Below are 5,906 nucleotides of genomic sequence, written 5' to 3' on the forward strand. Positions count from 1 at the left end.
TAGCTGGGTAGAAGCCATTAGAAAAGGTGGAAATGGCTTTAATTATACTTTAGATTGGGTAAGCTGTTTCGCGCTAGCTGTTAATGAAGAAAATGCATCTTTTGGTCGTGTGGTAACTGCCCCTACCAATGGTGCCGCAGGCGTAATTCCAGCCGTATTACAATATTTTATTACCTTTTGCGATGGTTACAGCGAAGAAAAAATCATCCAGTTTATTGCCTGTGCTTCAGAGATAGGCAGTATTTTCAAAAAAGGAGCAACCATATCAGCCGCCATGGGCGGATGTCAGGCCGAAATTGGCGTTTCCTCAGCCATGGCTGCAGCAGCGCTAACCGAGTGCTTAGGTGGCTCACAAAGACAGGTTTTAATGGCTGCAGAAATTGCCATGGAACATCATTTGGGTTTAACCTGCGATCCGATTGGCGGTTTGGTACAGATCCCTTGCATCGAAAGAAACACCATGGGCGCTATTAAAGCCATTACAGCCAGTCAACTAGCCCTACAAAGCAATCCTGATAAGGCAAAAGTGAGTTTAGATGCAGTGGTAAATACCATGTGGGAAACCGCCCTCGATATGAATGCCAAATACAAAGAAACATCTGACGGAGGATTGGCAACCAATATTCCAATCAGTTTGCCAGAGTGTTAATTCAACATTGTTGCAATAAAATGATCGATTTATTACAAATTTTCTGGCGCCAAATCAACAAGTATTTTTACATTCGCTGACTTTATTAATTATTCATAAAAAAATGATCAACTACACAAAAATCAGTGTGATTGGTTTGGCTTTGTCGTTATCTATATCGGCGACTTATGCACAAGACAATCTCGTTAATTCTTTAAAAAACAACCAAAGCGAAAACAGTGCTTCTTCTTTTAAATTCACTGAAGTGATTAACCTGGCCAATACACCAGTTCAGAATCAAGGATCTTCAGGAACTTGCTGGAGCTACTCTACCAACTCATTTTTAGAATCAGAAATGATTAAAGCTGGTAAACAGCCCGTAACGTTATCTCAGCTTTTTTCGGCCCGTAACGCTTATGTAGAAAAAGGTAAAAATTACGTGCGTATGCATGGTGCGGTTTCATTAGGCGATGGCGGTGCTTTGCACGATGTAATCAACATGTACAGAAAATACGGTGCAGTTCCGCAAGAGGTATATACCGGATTAAATTATGGCACTAAAATTAATAAAACTGCAGAGCTTGGCGATATCGAAAAAGGTGTTTTAGAAGCTGTTGTAAAGAATGCAAATGGCGAGTTAACCCCAAACTGGTTAAAAGCCTATACTGGTGTAATTGATGCTTATTTAGGTACAGTACCAGAAAACTTTACGTACAATGGCAAAAAATACACACCAAAAACTTTCGCTCAGGAAGTGGTGGGTTTAAATGCCGACAACTATATAGAACTTTCATCGTTCAACGATCACCCTTTCTATAGCAAATTTACTTTATTAGTGCCTGATAACTGGTCTTTCGATCAGGTTTATAACGTTAAAGTAAACGAGTTAACAGACATTATCGACAACGCTTTAAAAGGTGGTTATACCGTTGCATGGGCTACAGATGTAAGCGAAAAAAACTTCAGCTGGAAAAACGGTGTGGCTTTTGTTCCACAAACGCCTTTCGCTGATATGACCTTGAAACAGAAAGCAGATATGTTTAACGGCCCGCAGCCAGAGATGGAAATTACGCAGGAGAACCGTCAGCTTGCTTTCGACAACTACCAAACTACTGATGATCATGGTATGCACATTGTTGGTTTAGCCAAAGATCAAACAGGTAAAGAATATTATATCGTTAAAAACTCTTGGGGAGCAAGTAACGATTATAAAGGATATTTATACGTAACCAAAAACTACGTAAAATATAAAACAACAGCAATTTTATTGAACAAAGCAGGTATTCCATCTGCAATTTATAAAAAATTAGCTTTGTAACTAAACCTAAATCATTAAAGGAGCCGCAGAAGAAATTTTGCGGCTTTTTTTTGTTAACCACAGCGTTCACCGAGCTTTACACAGAGGGAAACAAAGTGATGGAAGATAGAAGTCACCTTGTGAAGTAGACCTTCAACTCACGATGACGTCTCATAATTAAAGTTCTATCTGTGCCCATCCTTTTTATCTGTGGTTAAAACATACAAGCCTCTGTGATCTCCGTGCCTTCTCTCTGTAGGCTCTGTGGTAAAACAAAGAGGCCAAATTAAACCAGACCTGAATAAGTTAATACCAACCACCATAACCCCGTGGTGATAAAAGACAATAAAATTCCGATTCCAACCACCAAATTAGAAAGCTTCGGATTAAGGTTATACTGATCAGCTACCACACCTGCGGTTACCAAAGTTGGCATAGCCATTTCGAAGATCGTTATTTTGGTAATCATTCCACCCATACCTAAAACAAGTGCTGTAACCAAAACTATCAACGGCGCTAAAATCAGTTTATACAATAAAGCAAAGCTGATGTGTTTCAATTCGCTAAACCAACCACCAAATTTTAGCTGCAAACCTATTGAAAACAATGCCAATGGACCAACCGTACCGGCTAGTTTCTCAAACAATGGATCTAGTGAAGAAAGGTTAATAAAATGTGGGAGGGTCAGCGCTAAAACACAACCTATAAGCGGCGGAAAGGTCAATACTTTTTTCAGCACCAATTTTGGGCTTAACTTTTGATTCTGCGAGGAGCGGATGGCTACAATAACGCCAATGGTAGCTAAAAGCATAAAGGTAACCTGATCGCATATAATGGCGACAGCCAGTTCCTTTTCGTTAAAATAAGCCACAATTAAAGGAAATCCTACAAATGAAGTATTACTTAAAGAACTGGTTAGTTTTAACCCGCCAGCAGTGGATTTATTAATATTCTGGATGCGACTATACAGGGTAATAAATATCCAACCAAATAGCCAGACACAAATTGGTGCCAGTACAGGAAAGAATAAATCCTTAGTCCAGGTAATGTGTGGTAGATATTTAAAAGAAACTGCAGGTAGTGCTATATAGATAATCCAGGCATTAATGCCTTTGTGCGCATCTTTGGGGAGCGATTTACTTTTTCTGAAAAGAATCCCGGCTAAAATGCATAAACCTATAATAATGAAGTTTGCCATTGTTAGCGCAAAGATAATTTATAAAAGAAAAACGCCAATAAGAAATGTACTTATGGCGTTTTTAAATAATTTATACAGAAGGTTTTGGTTTTTTCTTTTTGTTCCAAACCTTTTTCTTACCATTATGTTGGGGCCGTTTTTCCTCCACATGCGTAATTTCTATTGCAGCTATGCTTTCTGGCAGTGGCATGCGGGGAACTTCCTTTTCGATTAATTTTTCGATGTTATCGAACTTGCGTTTATCTCTACCGTTAACCAATGTAATGGCCGTTCCTTTGGTTGCAGCTCTTGCCGTACGGCCAATACGGTGTACATAATCAGCCGGATCGCCAGGAACATCGTAATTGATCACTAGGTCGATTCCCTCTACATCAATTCCGCGGGATAATACATCCGTTCCGATTAAAATTGGCAATCTCCTGTTTTTGAAAGCCAGTAAAATATCTTCGCGTTCTTTCTGCCCTAAGTCGGAGTGAAAAGCTTCTGCTTTAATACCCAATCCTTTAAAGGTTTTATACAACGCTTTTACTTTTTCTTTGGTCGAAACGAAAATGATACTGCTTTTGTATTGCCCACTTTTAAAAATATCGGTTAATAAGGCCTGTTTCTGTTGGTCGTGAATGTTATAGGCTTGTTGATCGATCCCCTCAGCAGGTTTAGCAATTGAAATGGTAATCTGCTTCGGTTCGTGCAAAATCTTACCTGCCATGGTTCTTATTTTCGGGGCCATTGTAGCCGAAAATAAAAGTGTTTGTCTTTTCTTTGGCAGGTAGCTAATAATGCGGATAATGTCGTCGTAAAAGCCCATATCCAACATTCTATCTGCTTCATCTAAAATTAAATGCTGCAAATGTTCCAGTTTTAACACACCTGAGGATAAATGTGCCATTAGTCTGCCCGGAGTGGCAATAATAATATCTACACCATTGCGCATAGAACGTTTTTGCTGTTCGTAAGCGATACCATCTCCCCCACCGTAAACGGCTAAAGAGCTGATATTGGTAAAATAAGCTAGTGCTTCAACCTGTAAATCGATCTGTTGTGCAAGCTCGCGTGTTGGAGCCAATATCAAGGTATTGTTGTGCCTATCGGCAGCTTTGCTAATTTTATCCATTACGGGCAAAAGGTAGCTGGCCGTTTTTCCTGTACCGGTTTGAGCGCAGGCAATCAGATCATGATTATCTAAAATTACCGGGATGGCTTGTTCTTGTATTGGAGTAGCGCTTTTATACCCCATTGCCATTAAGCCTTCGTATAAATCGGGGTTAAAATTAAAGTCGTTAAAATTCAATCTATTGTGTTTATGTCTTTTAGCAAAAGTACCTTAAAATACCGCRAATAGCAAACCGCATTTTAATATCGATATATTAAATGGATTTTGAAGGCCATATGTGGTAACGCTTTAGGTGGTATAAAAACAAAAAAGCCCCGATTGTTATAAACAACCGAGGACCTGGAAATTATAATAGACGAAACTTAGTCTACCAGAATATCTTTTTCTGGTGTATTCGTTTCAGGGTTTTTAGGTAGGGTAACCTTCAAAATTCCATCAGCATAACTGGCTGAAATATTTTCTACTAAAACTTTTCCGTTTAGGCCAAAAGCCCTTTCGAAAGTGCCGTTGCTATATTCTCTGCGGCTATACTTTTTAGCCGAATCGGTTTCTTCTTTAGCTTGGTAAGAAATGGTTAATACATCATCTTTGGTAACCACCTTTAAATTCTCTTTAACCAAAGCTGGTGCAAAAAGCTCAATAATAAAGCTGGTTTCTGTTTCTTCAATATTAGCAGGTACTTTTCTAAAGCCCTGGTTAAACATGGCATGTTTGTGGTGACCGAAAGGACCACCAAAGTGCTTTCCAAATCTTCCTTCTCCTGCGCCGAAGCGACTATGCATCTTGCCCGAATGGCATCTATGTTCGTTGTACATTTTGTTTAATTTTAATTGTTGTTTATTCTGTTAATTTATCGGCTTAAGCCAATATTAGTTGTAAGCCGCCTGCTCCGTTTTAGGGATGCCCAATAGCTGTGTAATGATATTTGCGTAGGGATATGATGGCGAGAAAACGGCGTAATCAAATTTCAAACCCCTTATCTGAACCAAAATATCATCGATAAATTTCATTGGCTCAAGCAGTGCGCTGATTAATCCCGATTTAGGTTTTTCTTCTTCATCAATCGCCTTTTTCCCTTGGAAAATATTCAATTCCCGATTGTAGGCTTTAAAGTCAGCGCCAATTTGTTCTATAGGGACCTTAAATTCGTCCGAGCTAAAGAAAGTTACCTTCTCCCCTCGGGTAATCAGCTCGTTTGCCATACCCAAAATCGGATTAACATCGGCCTGAGATGGATCGCTTAAAAAAAGTACCTGTGACATAACCTTATCTATTTACTTTGTTTATACTGTCAATAGGCGTAATCATGGTATCGTCCATTTTTCTGCTATGGTGACTGTAACTATGGTTTCTATGATGTTCTTGCTGGCAATCATCATGATAATGCCTGTTTTTAAAATCTAACCGATCGCGGTATCCATTCTGAACGGCCAGTACATTTAAGCTGTAAAAAGTTCCTGCAGCAACAGCCAATGCCAATAATATTCTAAATGCTCTCATGGCGGTTAATAATTTACGTTAATGTTGTTAACTGTTCCATTGCCTTGTACGGTTGGCCTGTACCATTGGTTATCGATCGGCACAATTGGGTTGTAGTTATTTTCGAAACCGTTAAAGCGGTTATGGAAATAATGGCGTCGCCTACCGATAAAAATCCTGAACATTAAAC

Annotated in this window: 7 protein-coding genes; 2 read left to right on the forward strand and 5 right to left on the reverse strand. The window is 39.2% G+C overall.

Annotation, left to right across the window (positions count from 1 at the left end; translation table 11 throughout):
• Positions 1-649, forward strand: a 649-nt coding sequence (locus AC1DPQ_RS15340; RefSeq protein WP_477610080.1) for an L-serine ammonia-lyase, iron-sulfur-dependent, subunit alpha, incomplete at its 5' end; no start/stop codon positions are given.
• Positions 650-752: 103 nt separating this feature from the next.
• Positions 753-1,946 (forward strand): C1 family peptidase, encoded by a 1,194-nt coding sequence (locus AC1DPQ_RS15345; RefSeq protein ID WP_477580809.1) that lies wholly within the window; start codon positions 753-755, stop codon positions 1,944-1,946.
• Positions 1,947-2,211: 265 nt separating this feature from the next.
• Here the strand turns inward: AC1DPQ_RS15345 and AC1DPQ_RS15350 are convergent, their stop codons facing one another.
• The 5 genes from AC1DPQ_RS15350 to AC1DPQ_RS15370 all read right to left on the reverse strand — a co-directional run bounded on the left by AC1DPQ_RS15350 (position 2,212) and on the right by AC1DPQ_RS15370 (position 5,737).
• Positions 2,212-3,123, reverse strand: a complete 912-nt coding sequence (locus AC1DPQ_RS15350) for an AEC family transporter (protein WP_477580807.1) — start codon at positions 3,121-3,123, stop codon at positions 2,212-2,214.
• 70 nt (positions 3,124-3,193) lie between these two features.
• Positions 3,194-4,414, reverse strand: coding sequence for a DEAD/DEAH box helicase (locus AC1DPQ_RS15355; protein WP_029274232.1), 1,221 nt, complete (start codon positions 4,412-4,414; stop codon positions 3,194-3,196).
• A gap of 185 nt (positions 4,415-4,599) precedes the next feature.
• Positions 4,600-5,052 (reverse strand): Hsp20/alpha crystallin family protein, encoded by a 453-nt coding sequence (locus AC1DPQ_RS15360; RefSeq protein ID WP_029274233.1) that lies wholly within the window; start codon positions 5,050-5,052, stop codon positions 4,600-4,602.
• A gap of 54 nt (positions 5,053-5,106) precedes the next feature.
• On the reverse strand, positions 5,107-5,499 hold the full coding sequence (locus AC1DPQ_RS15365) for a hypothetical protein (protein WP_477580804.1): 393 nt from the start codon (positions 5,497-5,499) through the stop codon (positions 5,107-5,109).
• Between the two features lie 4 nt (positions 5,500-5,503).
• Positions 5,504-5,737 carry a hypothetical protein gene (locus tag AC1DPQ_RS15370; protein ID WP_477580802.1) on the reverse strand — a complete coding sequence of 78 codons (234 nt, stop codon included), beginning with the start codon at positions 5,735-5,737 and terminating at the stop codon, positions 5,504-5,506.
• Positions 5,738-5,906 lie beyond the last annotated feature (169 nt).

The sequence above is a fragment of the Pedobacter sp. 01T416_2 genome, from assembly GCF_056398925.1.